General features: G+C 56.3%; 16 protein-coding genes and 1 tRNA gene. 8 read left to right on the top strand and 9 right to left on the bottom strand.

The genetic code is table 11. The annotated features are described in order from the left end of the window. Window positions 1-13: 13 nt before the first annotated feature. From AACX99_RS03130 to hsdR, 3 genes are all read right to left on the bottom strand, one after another. On the bottom strand, window positions 14-2053 hold the full coding sequence (locus tag AACX99_RS03130; RefSeq protein WP_339409408.1) for a restriction endonuclease subunit S: 2040 nt from the start codon (window positions 2051-2053) through the stop codon (window positions 14-16). Continuing rightward, a complete protein-coding gene (locus tag AACX99_RS03125; protein ID WP_339409407.1) occupies window positions 2053-3543 on the bottom strand; it encodes a class I SAM-dependent DNA methyltransferase in 1491 nt (496 codons plus the stop codon). Before AACX99_RS03125 ends, AACX99_RS03130 begins: the two co-directional genes overlap by 1 nt. An 84-nt stretch (window positions 3544-3627) precedes the next feature. Next, the gene (gene hsdR, locus AACX99_RS03120; protein WP_339409405.1) at window positions 3628-6054 is read right to left on the bottom strand and encodes an EcoAI/FtnUII family type I restriction enzme subunit R; all 2427 of its coding nucleotides are present in this window, start codon (window positions 6052-6054) and stop codon (window positions 3628-3630) included. Window positions 6055-6507: 453 nt separating this feature from the next. On the opposite strand from hsdR, the gene AACX99_RS03115 reads away from it, so the two are divergent. Next, window positions 6508-6720: a hypothetical protein gene (locus tag AACX99_RS03115; RefSeq protein ID WP_339409404.1), complete on the top strand. Its 213-nt coding sequence runs from the start codon at window positions 6508-6510 to the stop codon at window positions 6718-6720. Between the two features lie 202 nt (window positions 6721-6922). On the opposite strand, the gene AACX99_RS03110 is transcribed toward AACX99_RS03115, so the two are convergent. Both AACX99_RS03110 and AACX99_RS03105 read right to left on the bottom strand, forming a co-directional pair. Continuing rightward, window positions 6923-7540 (bottom strand): helix-turn-helix domain-containing protein, encoded by a 618-nt coding sequence (locus AACX99_RS03110; RefSeq protein ID WP_339409402.1) that lies wholly within the window; start codon window positions 7538-7540, stop codon window positions 6923-6925. Next, window positions 7537-7839, bottom strand: coding sequence for a hypothetical protein (locus tag AACX99_RS03105; protein ID WP_339409401.1), 303 nt, complete (start codon window positions 7837-7839; stop codon window positions 7537-7539). Before AACX99_RS03105 ends, AACX99_RS03110 begins: the two co-directional genes overlap by 4 nt. A gap of 109 nt (window positions 7840-7948) precedes the next feature. Here AACX99_RS03105 and AACX99_RS03100 point away from each other — a divergent pair, with 109 nt between their 5' ends. Then, window positions 7949-8521 carry a hypothetical protein gene (locus tag AACX99_RS03100; RefSeq protein WP_339409399.1) on the top strand — a complete coding sequence of 191 codons (573 nt, stop codon included), beginning with the start codon at window positions 7949-7951 and terminating at the stop codon, window positions 8519-8521. A gap of 3 nt (window positions 8522-8524) precedes the next feature. Here AACX99_RS03100 and AACX99_RS03095 read toward each other — a convergent pair whose 3' ends face one another. Next, window positions 8525-9607 (bottom strand): site-specific integrase, encoded by a 1083-nt coding sequence (locus AACX99_RS03095; protein WP_339409397.1) that lies wholly within the window; start codon window positions 9605-9607, stop codon window positions 8525-8527. Between the two features lie 105 nt (window positions 9608-9712). Beyond that, window positions 9713-9789, bottom strand: a tRNA-Arg gene (locus AACX99_RS03090). A gap of 349 nt (window positions 9790-10138) precedes the next feature. On the opposite strand from AACX99_RS03090, the gene gabD reads away from it, so the two are divergent. Both gabD and gabT read left to right on the top strand, forming a co-directional pair. Beyond that, on the top strand, window positions 10139-11587 hold the full coding sequence (gene gabD, locus AACX99_RS03085; protein ID WP_339409396.1) for an NADP-dependent succinate-semialdehyde dehydrogenase: 1449 nt from the start codon (window positions 10139-10141) through the stop codon (window positions 11585-11587). A 178-nt stretch (window positions 11588-11765) separates the two neighbouring features. Further along, a complete protein-coding gene (gene gabT, locus AACX99_RS03080; protein ID WP_339409395.1) occupies window positions 11766-13046 on the top strand; it encodes a 4-aminobutyrate--2-oxoglutarate transaminase in 1281 nt (426 codons plus the stop codon). 95 nt (window positions 13047-13141) lie between these two features. On the opposite strand, the gene AACX99_RS03075 is transcribed toward gabT, so the two are convergent. Then, complete coding sequence (locus AACX99_RS03075) at window positions 13142-14026, bottom strand: LysR family transcriptional regulator (protein WP_339409394.1); 885 nt, start codon at window positions 14024-14026, stop codon at window positions 13142-13144. Between the two features lie 100 nt (window positions 14027-14126). Between AACX99_RS03075 and AACX99_RS03070 the strand changes: the two genes are divergently transcribed. From AACX99_RS03070 to AACX99_RS03060, 3 genes are all read left to right on the top strand, one after another. Continuing rightward, a complete protein-coding gene (locus AACX99_RS03070; RefSeq protein ID WP_339409393.1) occupies window positions 14127-14840 on the top strand; it encodes a class I SAM-dependent methyltransferase in 714 nt (237 codons plus the stop codon). A gap of 97 nt (window positions 14841-14937) precedes the next feature. Further along, window positions 14938-15312 carry a hypothetical protein gene (locus AACX99_RS03065; RefSeq protein ID WP_339409392.1) on the top strand — a complete coding sequence of 125 codons (375 nt, stop codon included), beginning with the start codon at window positions 14938-14940 and terminating at the stop codon, window positions 15310-15312. Between the two features lie 348 nt (window positions 15313-15660). Then, window positions 15661-16071 (top strand): hypothetical protein, encoded by a 411-nt coding sequence (locus AACX99_RS03060; RefSeq protein WP_339409391.1) that lies wholly within the window; start codon window positions 15661-15663, stop codon window positions 16069-16071. Window positions 16072-16136: 65 nt separating this feature from the next. On the opposite strand, the gene AACX99_RS03055 is transcribed toward AACX99_RS03060, so the two are convergent. Next, the gene (locus AACX99_RS03055) at window positions 16137-19028 is read right to left on the bottom strand and encodes an EAL domain-containing protein (RefSeq protein WP_339409390.1); all 2892 of its coding nucleotides are present in this window, start codon (window positions 19026-19028) and stop codon (window positions 16137-16139) included. A 288-nt stretch (window positions 19029-19316) separates the two neighbouring features. Between AACX99_RS03055 and arsS the strand changes: the two genes are divergently transcribed. After that, complete coding sequence (gene arsS, locus AACX99_RS03050) at window positions 19317-20285, top strand: arsenosugar biosynthesis radical SAM (seleno)protein ArsS (RefSeq protein WP_339409661.1); 969 nt, start codon at window positions 19317-19319, stop codon at window positions 20283-20285. Window positions 20286-20295: the final 10 nt, after the last annotated feature.

Here is a 20295-nt window from a genome sequence, read left to right as displayed (position 1 = left end):
TATTCTATACCTCTTAAAAATCCGCGCGTGCTGGCCGAGCAATATACTGGGCATCGATCTCTATTTTTAACTGCGCATAAAAAGCAGGGAGACTAAGTTTTGTTTTACTCCATACATCCTTCGCATCAGCCGAACCACCTAACTCAAAAATAATTGGTGCAATAACCGCATCACTCGCAAAATCTTCATGATTGAGTGAGAGTATCGTCGTGACTTTCATGATTCTTGTATCAGTGTCCATGCCGTCTATACTCTTTACCGGTTTACCAATAATCTCATGAGCCACGGCGTCAGCCATATGCAATTGCGTTGTTTGAATTTCGCTTAACTGCGATTTTAGCTGGTCACAGAGAGCCCATATTTCATTGACCTTACTAACTATTCGGTCTTGCTCGTTTCGAGGAACAGACGGCATTAATAGATTGCTAATCTCAGTGCTATTAATATTTTTTACGCCGCTTGTAGTTCGAATTGGAAACTCTATCTGGTCTCTTATTGTTTTTGAAGAGAGAACCAACCTTATGAACTCAGGGCTATAAAGGCTTGTATTTAGCCTGGCTCTGACTAAGTAGCCCGCATATGCATATCCAGCGTGCTTCTCGTCAACAACTGCCGCCGTCCCAACAATCGATACACTACCGTTGGATCTAATTATTAATATATCCCCTTTTTCTAGCCTCAATTCATCTAAAGCTCTCTTTTCTAATGGTGAAAACTTTAAGTCTTTCGAATCTAAATAACCTTTTACAATGTTTGGAATTCTGAGTACTGGCGCTCCTTCAAATAAATAGTCAGACTTATTTGAAGTTCCATATTTTAGATCATAAATGATTTGACCAAAACGGCACCAGCCCCAGCCTGCAGGCAGCTGAAACGACTTCTCTTCGTCAGTAATTTCACGTAGATTTTTTTGATTTTTGATTTTTTTGTCTTTAGTTAATTTATTTTTTTCAGCAACGATGCGCTGTAGCAATTGGCCAGCTGGTTCATCATTTTGGTCTTGCGGAACAAGTTTCCCCATAACAGCTAATTGCAGGATGGTTTTCTTTAGCTGTTCGACTGCGTAGTCGGTGGTAAATAGAACGTCGAAGTTTTTACTTAGCCGCTTCCAATTTTCGCTGAATTCACTGGAGTCTCTGACTGCAACTAATGACTCCAGCAATGTCTCAACCAACAGCTGATGATAATCCAGACTGATTTCGGATTCTTGCTCTACCTGATCGCAGAGAGAAATTAACTCATCAACTTTTGCGACTATGCGATGCTGTTCCGATTTAGGAGGAACAGGAACCTCTAATGTTTCTATTGCACTAGTATTTAATTCGACTTGATTTGTTGACCCAGAGACTAATGACCTTTTATGGTCTGAGTTAATTCGACTTTGTATCCCCGGTGCTGCGATGTAGATTTTTAAAAACCCACTTAGAACTTCGAGAGGCCGAACAACCGTCACATGAGAATCTGCCACTAAGGCTTTAGCAGGTATCCCGCCGAGCTCAACAATACGGCCGACTGTTCCTGTACCTGTTGAATTCCAAAGAAGATCCCCTGCTTGCAAGAAGCGCTCTTCTTGGTATTTCCCTAGACTCTCATTGGCAACGTAACGTGAGGTTTCTAAATCAAAGCCAGACCATTGCACACACTTTTGGGAAACAACTCGAACAGTTCCAAACTCATCGTATTGAGGCCCCATGCCGCGTTGGATATAGCGAGTAATATCCTGAAGACGAGCCCATGCCCATCCAGTAGGCAAAGTAAACGGTAGTTCACCGGCAACAATCTCAGCCTGCTTTTTAGACTTTTTGATCATCGTCTGCTTCACCAACCGCTGTTTCTCCGACGCGATGCGCTCCAGCAATACAGACGCGGGCTCATCGTTCGGATCTTGCGGTACCAGCTTGCCGCGCACAGCCAGCTCCAGAATCAGCTCGCGCAGTTTTTTGGTCCCATAGAGTTCGCGTTTCTTGTTACTACCACGACCCTGAGTAGCCTTGGCTTTGATGACAGAGGTCCAGAGGTCAATATTCTCGGTAATCAGTTGTTCAACACCCATTACTGCTGGCCTTCTGTGTTGCCAGACAACGCTTCGGACAAAATGGCTTTGAGCTGATCACGCAGTGCTTGAATACCCACTTGCTGCTCGTGGTACTCGGCCAGCAGCACGTCTGGATCGTGGCTGACTTGTTCTTCTTGATGAGGGTTTTTGATATCGAGGTTGTAGTTGCGCGCGACAATTTCCTCAAGGCTCACACGCCATGACTGCTCATTGGCTTGGCGATTGTTGCGGGCCATCTTTTTTTGCGGGGTATCGCCTTCGCCCCACCAGGCGGCGCAATTGTTAAAGTCTTCCAGCTTCATGGGTTTGGTTTTGTTAAAGGCTTTAACGCCTGCAGGCAGTGGCACTTCGTAGTACCAAATATTTTTAGTCGGCTGACCCTTTTCAAAAAACAGAATGTTGGTCTTAATGCTGGTGTATGGCGCGAACACGGAGTTCGGTAGACGTACAATGGTGTGCAGGTTGCACTCGTCGAGCAGCATTTTTTTGATTTTTGTTTTTACGCCCTCACCAAACAGGGTGCCGTCTGGCAGTACCACGGCAGCACGGCCCTTATCTTTCAGTACTTCAACAATCAGCTGAAGGAAAAGATCTGCAGTTTCGCGGGTTTGCATTTCGGCAGGGAAGTTTTTCTCTATGCCGTCTTCTTCAGTACCGCCGAATGGCGGGTTAGTAACTATGACATCGATATCCGAGGCCCAACTGGAGAGAGGCTTGTTGAGGGTGTTGCCATGTTTGATCTGTACAGGTACTTCGATACCATGCAACAACATGTTGGTAGTACACAGCAGGTGTGGTAGCTGCTTTTTCTCGACGCCACGTATCTGCCCCTGCAGCGTTTGCTGGTCTTCGGCCGTGGTGACGTAGTTTTGCTCAATATGATCAAACGCGCAGGCAAGGAAGCCGCCAGTACCGCAAGCGGGATCAAAAATAGTCTCGCCCAGTTTCGGATCGATCATTTGTACGATAAAGCGGGTAACGGCCCGCGGGGTGTAAAATTCACCCGCGTTACCGGCACTCTGAAGGTCCTTCAGGATTTGCTCGTAGATATCTCCGAACAAGTGCCGCTCTTTCGAATCTGTAAAGTCGATTTCGTTGAGCTTGTTTATTATCTGACGCAATAGCGTGCCGTTCTTCATATAGTTGAAGGCATCACTAAAGGCTTCTTTGGCGACAAAGCCTCGGGGATTTTTATCGATGGATACAGTGAGGTTCTTGAGTGTGGGGAAAAGATCTTCATTTATAAACGCAAGCAATGCATCGCCAGTAATGCCTTGGTCGTCAGCGGCCCAATTGCGCCAAAGGTATTTCTCTGGAATTGGGTGGCGATAATTATCATGTTCGAATTCAAGCTGTTGTTCCTGGCCATCGAATATTTTAAGGAACAACAACCAGGACATCTGGCCCAAGCGTTGGGCATCGCCATCGACGCCAGCGTCTTTTCGCATAATGTCTTGAATAGATTTTATTACAGAACTGACGGACATGATTTTCTCTTTAGCAATTAACGCTAGACGGAGGCGCGCTTTGTGATGGCGACTGCGCTTGTCACGACTAACATAAACGGTGTTTTACGCAATTTTATCGGTTGTATAGAGCTGTTCTTCTAACTCGCTCAAAGCCTGTTTATATTGAGGCTTACCGCCGAATTCATTTTGGACAATTTGCATGGGGTTACCCAAGACTTTCAGTTTTGGCACCTTGAGCTCGGCAAAACCGGCTTGCTCTAGCTGACTGATGCCAGCATCGGCGTACTGCTCAACCAGTACGTTGAGTACGGTCTGGGCAACCTCCGAATACTTAGCGAAGTAGTTGCGCTTTTTGACATTCTCGGCGCGCTCTTTGCGGGTGAGCGGAGGCTGGTCGTAGGCTATGTGGCAAATGAGATCGAAAGGATCCATATCCTTACCGACTTCATCCTCCAATGCCTGCCAGATCACACCCTCGGCGGCCAATTCGTCAATCACCGCCTGCTTGCGCTCACTGTCTTTCCATTTGTGAACAAAGTCATCCAGCGAGGCAAAGTGCCTGGTAACTGCATTGCGGGTGTAATCCTTAAACGACTCGGTCACCAGCTTGCCGTCGGTGTCGTAATACTGGACACGCTCGGCGATTTTATTAACGGCGACGCCTTTAACGCGGTATTTGACGTAGGGCTCACCTTCACCGCCACCTGAACCACCGTCACCTATGTTGGTGCCGACATCGATACTGCCTTCGCCTGACTCAGCGGTGTTATCTGGGCAGCCTTCATCGTCGTCTTCGTTGAACTCATCATCAAAGCTCGGGTCATCTTGGTCGATGATCTTGCTGGGATCAGTGATCATGACCTTCTCGGGGATGCCGTCGAAACGCTCATCGGCGAAGAGTTCGGTGGCCTTCTTGAAGTCGAGAATGGTAAACCAGAGCTTATTGAACTTGTCGTTAATGCGGGTACCGCGACCAATGATCTGCTTGAATTTGGTCATCGATTGGATGGTTTGGTCCAGCACCACCAGCTTGCAGGTTTGGGCATCGACGCCGGTGGTCATCAATTCTGAGGTGGTGGCGATAACTGGGTAGGCGCGTTTTGGGTTAATGAAATTATCCAGCTGAGCTTTGCCGATTTCATCGTCGCCAGTGATCTTCATCACGTACTTGTCGTTCTTGGCGACCTGATCTTTGTTGAGGTTGACCAGCGCACGGCGCATGCGCTCGGCATGATCGATGTCGTTACAGAACACAATGGTCTTGGCCATGGGATCGGTGCGCTTGAGGTAGGCTGTAATGGTTTCAGCCACTAGCTGGGTGCGCTCGTCGATAACCATGACGCGGTCGAAGTCTTTCTGGTTGTAGATGCGATCTTTGATCAACTCGCCATTTTGATCGAGCTGGCCCTTGGTTGGCCTCCAGCCCTGTAAATCGACATCCAGATCCACGCGCACCACTTTGTAGGGGGCGAGGAAACCATCCTCAATACCTTCTTTGAGCGAGTAGGTGTAAACCGGCTCGTTGAAGTAATCGATGTTGGAGACTTCATCGGTCTCTTTGGGCGTGGCAGTGAGGCCGATTTGGGTGGCCGAACCGAAGTACTCAAGGATCTCGCGCCAGGCACTATCATCTGCAGCGCTACCACGGTGGCATTCGTCGATAACGATCAGATCGAAGAAGTCGCGATCAACCTGCTTGTAAGCCTTCTGGTGTTCTTCTGGGCCAGTGAGCGCCTGGTAGAGCGCCAGATGAATCTCGTAGGCAGGATCCACCTTACGACCAGTGATTTTGGTCATGGCTGGCCCAAAGGGCTGAAAGTCATTGAGGCGGGTTTGATCAACAAGGATGTTACGGTCGGCCAGGAACAGGATGCGTTTCTTCTCCTTGGCTTTCCACAAACGCCAAATTATCTGGAAGGCGGTGTAGGTCTTGCCTGTACCGGTGGCCATCACCAGCAGAATGCGATCTTGCCCGGCCGATACGGCTTCAATGGTTTTGTTAATAGCTTGCAGCTGGTAGTAGCGCGGAGACTTGCCGCTGCCATCGTCATAGTAGTCTTGGGTAATGAGCGGCAGCTGGTCTTCTGTGAAGCCCTTCCAGGCACAATATTTCTGCCACAGAGCCTCGGGGCTAGGGAAGTCGGCAAGGGTGATTTCACTCTCTAGCTCACCGCCTTGGTCGACAGCAGTTTTGTCGTGAAAGGCAAAGCCGTCACCGTTACTGGCAAACACAAAGGGCACGTCCAGCAGACGGGCATAATCCAATCCCTGCTGCATGCCTTTGCCTATTTCGTGCTTATTGGCCTTAGCCTCTATCACCGCCAACGGCATATTGAGCTTGTGATAGAGCACGATGTCCGCCGACTTAACCGTTTTACGGGCACCCACCTGACCACGAACGATGACTTTACCGTCGCGTAGCTTCACCTCTTGGCGAAGCTGAGTCATTGGATCCCAGCCGGATTGCTCGATGGCTGGGAGGATGAACTTGGTGATGATGTCCGTTTCTGACAGTCGCTTCTTGTCCATAGTAATTTGCTGTGCCGGCGGTATGGTCTATGACGCAACTATACGGTAATTCGCCATAGAATCAGCCGCTGACTGCCATCGCTTTTGGGGTCTCGGGGCTTGCCCTGAGCAGGGTGGTAGGTCGGGAAGGGAGTGCAACGACTGCAGCCGACAGATTGCTATTTCGCCGTTTACGGCGGTATAGCAAACCCTACCTTGTCCAGCGTATATCCCCCGCTTGAGTGGATAATCCGGTGAACAGTTTGAGAAAAAAGCGAATCAAGATTGCAGATACATTCCACACGGAAAATTGAACAGATCGGTGTAGTCGAGAACGAGCCCTCAGACATATCAACGGGAACTATTAGCGGAACGTTTCTGGGAATGAATAGAGGAACGATTTTGGGCTTTTGCGCTGCGCAGGTTGGGGAGGGATGTTAGTCTTCAAACAAGCTACTCCTGAGGAATGCTCCGATGAGCCAGCCCCGTGAATCTGATAGCAGCTTCGAAGAGATCTTGGAAACCAAGCGGCTGAATCGTGAACGCCTGCTCCAAATTCTCAGGGAGGCCCCGCCCGAGGTTATCGAAGCGGACGCTGAGAGGCTGCGCGAGGCGATGCGAAAACGAGAGGGCACACCAAAACGGCGCCGATATGGTCCTCCCGACTTCCACAAGCCCAGCAAGTAAATCTGCCTGCTGACGGCAAGGCTCTGCATTGGCGGCAGAAGGCAGACATCTCCGACCGCGCCGGTGGGCTCGTATGCATCTTTAAATTTCTCTTCTTGTTTGGGTGACTCTCCGGCACCTGTACAGATGTTTCCCCTGCCAGGTAGTCACCTGAACTACCCTCTGACCTGACTCACAGACAGGTGACAGGCAGTCACATGAGTTAGTCGCATTCGGGCCTATTCATGGCCTTCCCGATCGACAGGAGTATGCGGTGCAAACTCGGGCTGCTCTGGGACAACTGCTGTAGTGCTTCCCGTCCGCCAACCTGGATGTCGATGTTGTTCTCACACTGAATGACTTGCAGCTTCTCGATGTGAATGCTGGTCCCCGCGAACTGCTGAGTGCGCAGCATCTCTTTGAGCTCCCTCACCAGCTCTTGAATCTTGGCCGGCTGATACTCCAGCTTGACCACTGCTTTTTTCTCGCCCAGCGGGTCGAACACGGAAAGACGCTCTTGCAGGCGATAGCCGTTGTGCTTCCTTACCCGGGTCTTTTTAACATAGCCATGCTCCTGAAGCGTTTTCAGCTCGCGGATCACCTGCCTGGGGCTAATTCCCGCTTTCTTAGCAATTGTCTCGATACCAGGCTCAGCCAAGCCACTTTCGAGCCTGCAATGCGATTTGATCACGCAATACACGGCAAAAGCGTATGGGCCGAGGGTTCTAAGATCGTTGTCCACCATGGACTTGAAAACGTGGAACCAATGAGGATCAAATTTCATATCCTCATTTTGGGGTCCTACTCCGGACGGTTCCGGGGCCTGAATATCCTGAGTCATTTCCGCCCCTCCACCTGCGATTTCTTGGTAGGTCGCCCGACCGGCCGAGATGGATCGTTCACAGTGGCTGCAGTATCTATGGCTGCCTTGCTCTGAGGGCCGCAGCGCATCCACTGCCGTAAATCACCCAGCCGCCAACGGAGACGCGACAAGCCCGGTATCGGGTCAAGTCCCGGCAGCTTTCGTTGCCGAACGGTGAGGATGCTGAAGCCGGTCAGCGCGGCTACCTCCACAACACCGATCAGCACATCGTCGCCGAGCTTCTGAATTTTCTGGATGGTTTCGTAATCGACACTCATTGTCTCTTTCGCCTGATTGCATTTCGATGCATTCAGTTTTCGCCAGAGGAAGCTGAGCCACCTAGGACAGCTTTTTGACATGAGCAGGTGTTAGCTAAAGAATCATTACATGCACGCCGAATCCGAACTCACCGATGACGAAGCAATCGATCTTGTGATTCGAGAGATACGCATGCATCTCGAAGAGGGGCGGAAAAATTTTGTCTTACGTGCTCCGCGAGGGATAGCGGTCTATTTGCTCAGCGGGTTGTTGAAGTTCTCAGGGCTGTCGATGGTGGCTCTCGAGCGCCTGATGTCCGAGCAGGCAATTTCTGGAATCCGTAGCTCGCATGACGGCAGAGTCTTACGGCGCTACATGAGTGGCGAAACTCGTATGACTTGGCCGACTTATCGACGCATGATTTTTTGGGCGATAGCAAACAACTGGATCCGCATGTGGATTGCGCAAGACCTGTTCTTCCGCTCCCTACAATTGGAGGCAGCCCAGGTAACGGCACGCCAGCTGCTACGTAAGCTGAAAAAGGGGCAGCCGGCCGACTCGCTACCCCGAGAACTAATTGCGGTGAGCTTCTTCCAAACCTTCGAGCAGCAACGCGGTGAAGACGTACTGACGGCGAAGAGGGCTATAGAGCGAAGTAGTGAATCCAGGGAGCTCGCGCACTCCCTGGAACTGGATATCTAACGATCAAGCTAGTTTGGCCGCCAACTCTTCCGCCGTGATGTTGTAGTAGCGCTTCAGCATGTTGACCTCCCGGTGACCGGTCACACTGGCCAACTCGATCAGGTTGGGCAGTTTTGTAGCCAGACGGCAGGTCGCTTCGTGGCGCAGGTCATGGAAGCGCAGGTCGAGCAGAAAGTCCTCCTGTGGTGTCACCTGTGCTTTTTCACAATCATCTAGGTATCGGGCTCGTGCCCTTGCCAAACCGCGCGTAAAAGCCTTCTTAAGGGCATCAGCGGTAGTGGGGAACACTCGTCCGCAAAGCGATCTGGGCAGGTCCTTCAACAACTGCGCAGCTTTGGGCGTGAGCGGTAGCGTTCTCGGTAAGCCATTTTTGGTGGAGGGTAAGTGGGCCGTTCGGCGATCCAGGCTTACATGCTTCCACAGCAGCTGGAATAGCTCGCCACGGCGCATGGCAGTTTCCAGCGCAAGCTGCACGATGGGGCGTATCCAGGGATTGTGTGAGCCGTCGGCGTAGGTCCCGTCTGCGCGGCGCTCGAAATACTCCAGGGCGGCCAGCAGATACTCTTCTTCATCCGGGGCCAGGCGGCGGGAGCGCTCATCGTTGTAGCTCGGCCGGCTGACCATGCGCACCGGATTCTCGGCCAGGTGAATACCCCATTCGCGGCGCGCTACTTCCAACACGCATTGAAATAGCGCCAGCTCGCGCTTAACCGTATTGCCCTTGCGTATCTTCAAACGCTCATCACGGTAGCGGGCGAAGTCGGAAGAGGTGAGGGTGGCGACGATTCGGGTAGCCAGTGGATTACGCTTCAACGCTTCGAGGCGTTTGATTTCCGAATAGGCACCTTTGTGCTTCGGGGCGACCTCGGAAATGTAGCGGTCGATCAACTCATAAAAGGCGGTGCGTTCGGCTTCCACGCGGGAGACGAAAATGCCTCGGTCGATTTCGCTTTCGATCATGCGGGCCCAGGCTTGGGCGTCGGCTTTGGTTTCGAAGGTTTTGCGCTGGGCTGGATAGCCCTTACGGCGGATTTGCGCTTCCCACTGATACTCGCCGCGATTCCTGATTGTTGCCATTTCGACCATTCCCGCCACGTTCAAGTGTGGCAAATTTGTGGCAAAAACGACTTTCAGGACTAGGACAGGTTTCTGTCAGAAGCGCTAACCCCTTGATAAGCAAGGGAAAGGAGGTGGCGCACCAGGCGGGATTCGAACCCACGACCACTGCCTTCGGAGGGCAGTACTCTATCCAGCTGAGCTACTGGTGCAGCGCGGGCGCAATCATACGCATCTCGCTGGCGGGCGTCCATGCTGCTTCCTTGTGCGCAATTCTGAACGGTATTCGCTCATTAGCTGTCAGTCCATATACGGCGGGTGAATAAGCGCAATATTCCGTTAATTTTTTCGAACAGACTCTTGCCCTTTACCCCTCATGACCCTAGGATTCGTTTGAGATTTCAAACGCTCCTGCTCAAACTGTGTGCAATTCCGGATGTTGGTCATCCGCAAGGCATGCATCGGTGGCAAGGACGTACACACTGAACCTACGCGCGCCGTCTTTGCGGCGCATCCACGCGCAAGTGCCGATACCAGGGTGTCGGAATTTAGGAGACTGCCATGCAACTGAAAGACACCCAGCTGTTCCGTCAGCAGGCTTATATCGACGGCACTTGGCTGGACGCCGACAGCGGCCAGACCATCAAGGTAAACAACCCGGCCACCGGCGAAATCATCGGCAGCGTGCCAAAGATGGGCGCAGCGGAAACCCGTCGCGCCATCGAAGCCGCCGACCGTGCGCTGCCGGCCTGGCGTGCCCTGACCGCCAAGGAACGCTCGAACAAACTGCGCCGCTGGTTTGAGCTGCTGATCGAGAACCAGGACGACCTCGGCCGCCTGATGACGCTGGAGCAGGGCAAGCCGCTGGCCGAAGCCAAGGGCGAGATTGTCTACGCCGCTTCCTTTATCGAGTGGTTCGCCGAAGAAGCCAAACGCGTGTATGGCGACGTGATCCCAGGCCACCAGCCGGACAAGCGCCTGATCGTGATCAAGCAGCCGATCGGCGTGACTGCAGCCATCACTCCGTGGAACTTCCCCGCGGCGATGATCACCCGTAAAGCTGGCCCGGCCCTGGCCGCCGGTTGCACCATGGTGATCAAGCCGGCTTCGCAGACACCATTCTCCGCCCTGGCCCTGGTTGCTCTGGCCGAGCGTGCTGGCATTCCGAAAGGCGTGCTGAGCGTGGTTACCGGCAGCGCTGGCGATATCGGCAGCGAGCTGACCAGCAACCCGATCGTGCGCAAGCTGAGCTTCACCGGCTCCACCGAAATCGGTCGCCAGCTGATGGCCGAATGCGCCAAGGACATCAAGAAGGTCTCGCTGGAACTGGGCGGTAACGCGCCGTTTATCGTGTTCGACGATGCCGATCTGGATAAAGCCGTCGAAGGCGCGCTGATCTCCAAATACCGCAACAACGGCCAGACCTGCGTGTGCGCCAACCGCCTGTACATTCAGGACGGTGTTTACGACGCCTTCGCCGAGAAGCTGGCCGCCGCTGTGGCCAAGCTGCAGATCGGCAACGGTCTGGACGAAGGCACCACCACCGGTCCGCTGATCGACGACAAGGCCGTGGCAAAAGTGCAGGAACACATCGCCGACGCCCTGAGCAAAGGCGCGCGCCTGCTCACCGGCGGCAAGCCGCACGCACTGGGCGGCAGCTTCTTCGAGCCGACCATTCTGCTCGACGTGCCATCGACCGCCGCCGTGGCCAAGGAAGAAACCTTCGGCCCGCTAGCACCGCTGTTCCGCTTCAAGGACGAAGCCGACGTGATCGCCATGTCCAACGACACCGAGTTCGGTCTGGCCTCGTATTTCTATGCCCGTGACCTGGGTCGCGTGTTCCGTGTGGCGGAAGCTCTGGAATACGGTATGGTCGGCGTTAACACCGGGTTGATCTCCAATGAAGTGGCGCCGTTCGGCGGCATGAAAGCCTCGGGCCTCGGCCGCGAAGGTTCGAAGTACGGCATTGAGGATTACCTGGAAATCAAATACCTCTGCCTGGGTATCTAATCCTGGCGAAGTAGCAGTAACCCCGCCGAAGACGCACGAGAGCGCTGCGCCTTCGGCTTTTATATGGACATACCTTGTGGCCGGGCGTGCTGTGACAGTCGATCATCGAATACTGCCAAGCCGCCGCCGGTGACACATCCTTGAACCACGCCGAGATTAACCGGCGAATGAGGACATCATGAGCAAGACCAACGAATCCTTGATGCAACGCCGCACCGCTGCCGTTCCGCGCGGCGTGGGCCAGATCCACCCAATCTTCGCCGACCGCGCAGAGAACGCCACCGTAACCGACGTTGAAGGCCGTGAGTTTATCGACTTCGCCGGCGGCATCGCGGTGCTCAACACCGGCCACCTGCACCCGAAAGTGATTGCTGCCGTGCAGGAACAGCTGACCAAGCTGACCCACACCTGCTTCCAGGTGCTGGCGTACGAGCCTTACGTCGAGCTGTGCGAGAAGGTCAACGCCAAGGTGCCGGGTAACTTCGCCAAGAAGACCCTGCTGGTGACCACTGGCTCCGAAGCCGTGGAAAACGCGGTGAAGATCGCCCGTGCCGCCACTGGCCGTGCTGGCGTGATTGCCTTCACCGGCGGCTACCACGGTCGCACCATGATGACCCTGGGTCTGACCGGTAAAGTCGTACCTTACTCGGCCGGCATGGGCCTGATGCCCGGCGGTATCTTCCGCGCGCAGTACCCGTGTGAACTGCACGGCGTCAGCACGGATGACGCAATCGCCAGCATCGAACGCATCTTCAAGAATGACGCCGAGCCGCGCGATATCGCCGCAATCATCATCGAGCCGGTGCAGGGCGAGGGCGGTTTCTACGTCGCGCCGAAAGACTTTATGCAGCGCCTACGCGCGCTGTGTGATCAGCACGGCATCCTGCTGATCGCCGACGAAGTGCAGACCGGCGCGGGCCGTACCGGCACCTTCTTCGCTATGGAACAGATGGGCGTCGCTGCCGACCTGACCACCTTTGCCAAATCCATCGCCGGCGGTTTCCCGGTGGCCGGTGTGTGCGGCAAGGCTGAATATATGGACGCCATCGCTCCAGGCGGCCTGGGCGGCACCTACGCCGGCAGCCCGATTGCCTGCGCCGCAGCCCTGGCCGTGATGCAAGTGTTCGAGGAAGAGCAGCTGCTGGATCGCTGCAAAGCGGTTGGCGAGCGCCTGGTCACGGGCCTCAAAGCCATCCAGACCAAGCACAAGGCCATCGGTGACGTGCGCGCCCTCGGTGCGATGATCGCCGTCGAGCTGTTCGAAGGCGGCGACCTGCACAAGCCAAACGCCGCACTGACCGCCGCTGTGGTGGCCAAGGCGCGCGACAAGGGCCTGATCCTGCTGTCCTGCGGCACCTACGGCAACGTGTTGCGCGTACTGGTACCGCTGACCGCCGAAGATGCGCTGCTCGACAAGGGCCTGGCGATCATCGCCGAGTGCTTCGCCGAGCTGGCCTAAGCCCGCAGCGTTAACACAGCAATAAAAAGACCCGCTTCGGCGGGTCTTTTGCGTTAGGCATTCAAGCGCCTATTCAGCCGCGCACCACGAACTGCTCAGGCCAGTATCTCGGCCAGCAGATCGAAGACGATGCGGATACGCCGTGCAGTACGCAGCTCGCGGTGGGTGACAAGCCAGATCGGCAGCTGAAAGGGGGCAACATCCTCCAGCACGCGAACCATGCCCGGCGTTTCCCGCGCGATCTCCTCCATGATTGCGCCGATGCCCAATCCCTGACGGACCATTTCCCAGTAGGTAACGGAGTTGTCTGCATAGCTGCGAAAGTTCGCGCTGCTCAGCAGCAGACCCACGGCGTGCAGGTGATGCAGGTAATGGCCGGCGCGGTCCAGCCCAATAAAGTCGTGTTGTACCGCCTCCTCAGCGGTACGCGGCACGCCATGCTCGCGAACCCAGCTTTCGGACGCATAAAAACAGGCAGAACTCTGCCGCACCAAGCGACCAATCAGCTCCGGTTGTTCTGGGCGCACATGGCGGATGGCAATGTCGGCCTCACGCCGCAGCAGGTCACTGAAACCGTCCGAAGCGACCACCTCGACCTGGATGCCGGGTGCGGCCTGGCGGATCTGCAGGAGGATCTTCGGCATCAAGTACGCTGCCACCGCGTCGCTGGTGGCCACGGATACCACACCCTCGACCTCTTCCGAGCGCCCGGTTGCGGCCAGGCCCAGCTCGTGCGCCGCCGCGCCCATCACGCGGGCATGGCCCAACAGCTCCCGCCCTGTGGTGGTCAAAGCCATGGCTTTGCCAACCCGCTCAAACAGCGTCACGCCCAGGGCCAGCTCCAGCGCTGCGACCTGGCGGCTGAGGGTCGGTTGCGACTGCCCCAGCTTACGCGCGGCCGCTGACAACGAGCCGGTCTCTGCCGTCTCGAGAAAGGCACGCAACTGGTTCCAGTCGACCTTATCCATACGTAAATGCATATGTTGTCTGCAATTTATCGCAATACCCCGTGGTGATTCGCAAGGATAGCATCCGCACTGTGTTGGCTTTCGCCTTACATCCATGCACAGGACGCGCCCCATGCACACACCCATCACCTCTACCAGTGAACATTGCGCTGCAGCTGCAACACCGGCTGCCATGGCGGACAAGGCGCGTTTCTGGAACCGGATTGCGCGTAAATACGCGAACGATCCGATTGCGGATCTGGCGGGTTATGAGCGGACGTTGCGGCGCGTACAAGCCTTGCTGTCTAAGGAACATGATGTGTTGGAAATCGGTTGTGGCTCGGGCACTACCGCACTGCGTCTGGCTCCAGCTACGCGGCGGCTAGTGGCTAGCGATGTATCCGAGCAGATGATTGCCATCGCATGCCAGAAGCTCGCCAGCCAACCCATGCCGCAACTGCACTTCAGGCTGGCCGACGCCGACGCACCGGCGGCCGAGCAGGGTACCTACGATGCTGTGCTGGCGTTCAACATGCTGCATCTCGTGACAGATCTGCCGCAGGCGCTGAGTTCAGCCATCAATGCCTTGAAACCAGGCGGCTTATTGATCTCGAAGACGCCGTGCCTGAATGAGATGAACCCACTGATCCCCAAGCTGGCCCTACCGCTGATGCGCGCCATCGGCAAAGCGCCGCCTGTTTTGTGTTTCGACGCCAGCCAGTTACAGGCCGCCATGACCGAGCAAGGTCTGCAAATCCTTTCCGTCGAGCGCCATGGCAGCAAGGGCAAAGACTGGCGGGTGTTTATCGTGGCGCGCAAGCCCGATGCCCCGCCGTTAGGGGCCTGATCAACGCCTGCCTAGCTCGCCCTAACTGACGATTTTCACCACCCGGACCTGCTGGTCCGTCCCTTTGTTGCACCCCAAAAAAACATTGGAGCTTGCCATGTACCTTCGCCCAATCACCGCCTTGACCACTGTTTTACTACTGTCCGGCTGCGCCGCCACCATCAACCAAAGCGGTCTGGAGCAACGTACGGCCCAGGCCATCGGCCAACCCACCGGGCAGTTCACCATCACTGAGCGCACCGAGGAAACCGGCGGGCGCATCAACTACAACGTCAACACCAAGGACGGCGGCACCTACCGCTGCTACATGTACTCGGCCACCGGCTTCCAGAAGGCCATGAGCTTTGGCATGACGCCGCATTCGGACGCTATCTGCACGCCTATGACAGGTACGCCAGCAGCCAGCGGACAACGTAACAACAGTTCCGGCAGCACCTGCAACGCCCTGCTGCAAGCGGCAGGGCGCTGCTGATTACTTGGGTTTCCCGCTGAGCGCTGGCGCAGTCAAGCGCTCAGCGGGAAGTGCGTTCGCTCGTAGTTATGATTCGCGCGGTCAACTATTTGGATGTTGATGCCATGAAAAAACTGTCCGCCCATCTGCCTCTGCTGTTAGTCCTGCTGATACAGACAGAGGCCGACGCTGAGGGATGCGGAAGAGACGGCACTGCGCAATTGTGAAAAGCCTACGACCAACTGCGGTCTCTATTATTTCGCATGCAGTTATGCCGAAAGCGTGCGCTGATGCGCGCTTATAGATGACGTACCCGTTCGCCCATTGAAGCGTTATATCCGCGTAGTCTTCAAACAGAAGGAAAGCACAATGCAAGTACAAAAACTCGTCATCGTTCTATTTGCAGCCATCGCGCTTGCTGGCTGCGCCAGCAGCCAGAACGTCCATATATACACGCCAGAAGAACAAGCAGGGATGACGGCGGACGGCGCTATCGCGACAATGCTCACGCCCTCCGAATTACGCGGCCACTTTGAGAATGCTGGCAAGGTTGCCAAGCCAACCGGGCATGTTTCTTACTGCAACGCAGGGGTCATGAGTGGCTCAGCAAGAGGTGATGCGCTCGCAACCATTGGTGGTGTATGTGGTGGCGCGAATCAATTCACCATTGTACGTGCTGTCCCTATGCTGGACGCAGTGAGCACCGCAGTTGGAACCAGCTGCACGCGCTCCGAGATGATTATTTTCAGATGCGACGGCGTGCAACCTAAGCGCAAGTAACCTTAGGGTGGAATCCACGTAACCAGCCACTATCCATGGCCGCAGTAATAGCGATGTAAATAATATTAACGACGGTCAAGGGCGAGCTGCAGCTGCACGTCATCCTGAGCACTGTCACTCAGCTGCGTCAGCGGCTGCGGATGGCCGATGCAGTAACCCTGGGCATAGTCGAGTCCCAGCGCGCGCACGCATTCGAGAGTGGCCTGGGTTTCGACGAACTCGGCCACGGTACTCAGGCCCAGTTGGCTGGCAATCTGCTGCATCGATCCGACCATCGCCTGATTGATCGGATCGGCCTCGATACCGCTGATGAAACTGCCATCGATCTTGACGATATCCAGCGGCAAATGCCGCAGGTACGCGTAGGAGGCGAAGCCGCTGCCGAAGTCATCCAGCGCCACTTTCAGGCCCAGGCTGCGCAGCTGTTTGATCCATTGCGATGACACCCCCAGTTCACCCAGGGCAACCATTTCGGTCACCTCGATACACAGCTTGTGCGCAGGCAGGTTGTGTCGCAGCAATTCGCTGTGGAGCATCTCGTGGAAGTGCGCGTTAAGCAGCGAGCTGCCAGTCAAGTTGAAGTTCACCTGAGCCAATTGCTGCACATGCCGCGGGTTGTCGGCCAGCCATTGCAGCAGGCGCATCACCACCCAGCGGTCGATGGCGCCGAGAAAGCCATAGCGCTCGGCCGCACCGAGGAACTGCCCGGGGCTGACCCACTCGCCGCTGCGCGGGTCGTGGTAGCGCAGCAGCACTTCATAACGCAGACCGTCGCTGGCACCCTGCAGCGCCATCACCGGCTGATAGAACAGCTCGAAGTGACCCAGCTCGATAGCCTCACGCAAGCGGGTGATCCATTGCAGCTGGCGCTGATGCTCCAGCAACACCCCATCGGCTGGGTTGAATTGCTGCACACGATTGCGACCCAGGTGCTTGGCCAGTTGGCTGGCGCTGTCGGCCCAGTTAAGCGCGGTTTCCCAATCGCTGACGCCGCTGTCCAGCTTCAGCAGACCGATGCTGGCCTGCACGCGGAACGGCCGACCCTGCCAACTGAAGATGAATTGCTCGACACAGTGGCGCAGGCTTTCGGCATGTTCCAGGGCGGCTTCGCTGTTGACGTCACGCAGCAGCACGGCGAATTCATCGCCGCCAATGCGTGCCAGCTCGGCCTGCCGTGGCAGCTGGTGCAACAGGTGGCTGGACAGCTGGCGCAGCAGCTGATCGCCCGCCGAATGCCCGCAGAGGTCGTTGACCTGCTTGAACTGATCCAGGTCCAGACACAGCAGATGGCTGTAGCGCGGCGTGCCGTGATCCTTGAGGCTTTCACGCAGCAGGCGCTCCAGCTCGCGGCGGTTGAGCAGACCAGTCAGCGAGTCATGCGCCGCCAGGTATTGCAGCCGCTCTTCCAAGGCGCGGCGTTCGCTGAGGTCAACCACGATGCCTTCGATGCAATCCTGTGTCGGGCGCAGATGCAGTGACAGGTAAACCCAGTGGCTCTGTCCGTCGCGCCCGTATATCTGGCATTCCTGGCTGATTGCCGGCTGCTCGTTGTGCAGTTGCGCTACCTGCTCAGCCCATGGCTCGGCGCCCAGTAGTTGCTGCATGGACAGCTCGGTGCTGCCGGGATTAAGTCCGAGCAAGGCGGCAAAACTCGGGTTGGTTTCGATCAACGCGCCGCTGCGGGTGCAGCGGAAAATCCCCTCACCGCTGCTGCTGAACAGCGCCTGATATTGCTGCAAATTGCCCAGTGCCTGGGCCTTGCTGTGCAGCAGGGCGCGGCGGATCTGCTCCAGCTGTTTGTCGAGGATGCCGCCAAACAACAGCATGCTCAGTACCGGCAGGTAGGCGTGCATGTAATTGAAGGCCGGCGGTAGCGGAATCACCCCGCTGCGCCCCAGCGGCACCAGCAGCATCAGCAGCAGCGCCGAGCTCCAGCACAGCAGGTAGCCAATGGCGTAAGGCCGGCGCTGGCGCACGCCGAGGATCAACAGCAACAGCTGGAACGCACCGTTGAGCAGGATCAGCACGTTCAGCGTCTGATAGGAGCGGAAGTGGCCGTAGCTGACAATTGTCCACCCGCACACCAGCAGGGTCGCGGCAAACAGCGCGTTGCGCAGGTGGCGCACACGGCCCAGGTCAAGCTTCAGCGAGCTGGCGAGAAACAGACTGCTGAAGATCAGCATGCCGGGGTTGGCCAGATTGGCCAACTGGGCCGACAGCCAGACCCAATGCGGCCATAACAGGCTGGTAACACCATGCAGGCTGGCGTTGTATAGCGCCACGCTGGCCACCGTCAGGCAGAACCACACCAGCGGCCTCTCACGCAGGGCGCTGTACTTCACCAGAAAGAATAGCGTCAGGCTAAGCAACGCACCGAGCAGCAGGCCACTACGCATCCAGTGTTCGGCCAGCAGTAACGGGCTTTGTTCGGCCGCCACCAATTGCATCGGCACACTCACCGCCGAGCCGCTTTGTACGCGCAACAACAACGTGTGTGGCCCTTCGCCGAGGCGCGGCAGGTTGAGTAGAAAGTGTGGCGATGGCGCGCCGCGCTGGAGGAAATCGCGATGATCACCGCTGTAAAAGGGCGAGATCAGCCGTTCGCGGTCATACAACCAGACTTCGATATCGTCGAGAAAGGGCCGATCAATGATCAGGTCGAGGCGCTCGGCCACCGGCGCATCGAGGCGAAACGCCAGCCACCAGGCGCTGGCTGAATAACCCAGGCGCGGCACGCCATCAACCCGCTGGCCCTCGCTGGCGATACGCTGCTGCACCTCGGCAGCGGTCAAATTGCCGCTGGGGTCTTCCAGCACCAAGCTGGCAGAAACCTCCACCGGCTGCTTGAGCTGCTCGCTGCTGAGTACCAGCAGTGGCAGCTGGGCATGCGCCTGGGCACTGCCCAGCGCAAAGCAGAGCAGTGCAGCCAGCAAGGGAAGGTTGAACAGACGGTGCATCCTGGCGCCTCAATTAACTGCAAGGTGCGCCAAGGCTCAGAGTGAGCACGGCCCGCCTGCTAGGCGAGTGACGCTGAAGAATTTTAGCTGAGAACGGGCAATGCGATTGCGCTGACTGTCTCACCCACGGCCGGTCACAAAATGTTCAGGCTGCACACGCCGAAACGATTCTCCGAGACCAATCCGTAACAAAAGCGCTCAGGCAGTCTCTATAGTGCCTACAGAACGGCCGGCAACACGCAAAGCGTTGCCACGTCGCCAAGCAACAAGGAGCCAACCGTGCACGCCATGCTGCCCCTGCTCGACCAACTGGCCTTTCCGGCAATCCGCCGCGGCCAACTGGAAGCGCTGCAGATCAACCTGACCTACCGCTGCAACCAGCGTTGCCTGCATTGCCATGTGAATGCCGGACCGACGCGCACCGAGGCCATGACCGACGAGAGCCTGGCCCTGCTGCATCAAGTGATCGACGCCCACCCGGTGCATACCCTCGACCTCACTGGCGGCGCGCCAGAGATGCACCCGCGTTTTCGCGAGATCGTTATGCATGCGCGGCGCGAAGGCCTGCGGGTGATTGATCGCTGCAACCTGACCATCTTGAGCGAGCCGGGCTATGAAGACTTGGCGCAGTTTCTCGCCGACCTAGGCGTGGAAGTCAGCGCCTCGCTGCCCTGCTATTCGCGTGACAACGTCGACAAGCAGCGCGGCGATGGCGTGTTCGATGCCAGTATCAAGGGCCTGCAACAGCTCAATGCCCTGGGCTACGGCCAACCCGGCAGCGGTCTGATTCTCAACCTGGTGTACAACCCGCAAGGGCCGAGCCTGCCGCCACCCCAGCAGAGCCTCGAAGCTGATTACAAACAGCACCTGGCTGAAGACTTCGGCATCGTCTTCAACCACTTGCTGACCATCACCAATCAGCCGATTGCGCGCTTTGGCAGCACCCTGGTCAGCAAGGGCCAGTTCAACAGCTATATGCAGCTGTTGCGCGACAGCTATCGCCCGGAAAACCTCGAGCCGCTGATGTGTCGCTCGCTGGTCAGCGTCGACTGGCAGGGCTACCTGTACGACTGCGACTTCAACCAGATGCTCGATTTGCCGCTGGAGCTGCAAGGCCAACTGATCGGCCGCGAGCGGGCGCATCTGCGTGATCTGCTTAGCGCATCGCTTGCCGGCAACGCTATCGTCACCCGCGACCACTGTTACGCCTGCACCGCCGGACAGGGATCAAGCTGCGGCGGCTCGTTAACTTCCTAAGGATCGATCC

The sequence above is a fragment of the Pseudomonas sp. EA_35y_Pfl2_R5 genome, assembly GCF_963970805.1.
Taxonomy (GTDB): Bacteria; Pseudomonadota; Gammaproteobacteria; order Pseudomonadales; family Pseudomonadaceae; genus Aquipseudomonas.
The sequence above is the reverse complement of the archived record's forward strand: the minus strand, read 5'-3'. Positions and strand labels throughout refer to the sequence as shown.